General features: G+C 42.0%; 1 protein-coding gene. It reads left to right on the top strand.

Annotated features, from left to right (window positions below):
- Positions 1–264: Rha family transcriptional regulator (locus REG_RS09920; RefSeq protein WP_006705520.1), on the top strand; the 264-nt coding region annotated here is incomplete at both ends.

Below are 264 nucleotides of genomic sequence, written 5' to 3'. Positions count from 1 at the left end.
AGCAACCTACTTCGGCAAGCTACACAAAGACGTTATTGCCAAGATTGAATCGCTGGATTGTTCGCGAGAATTTGCGTCGGCCAATTTATCGGCTCACGTAGAAAATATCAGAGCTGGGGCAGTAAATCGTGATTCGAAATATTACGAAATGACCAAAGACGGTTTCGTTTTCCTGGTTATGGGATTTACTGGAAAGAAAGCAGCAGCATTTAAAGAAGCCTACATTACTGAATTTAATCGTATGGAGGCTGAACTAAGTAGCGT

Origin of the sequence: Candidatus Regiella insecticola LSR1, assembly GCF_000143625.1 — a bacterium.
GTDB classification, from domain to species: Bacteria; Pseudomonadota; Gammaproteobacteria; order Enterobacterales; family Enterobacteriaceae; genus Regiella; species Regiella insecticola.
This window is presented reverse-complemented; position numbering and strand designations above follow the sequence as displayed.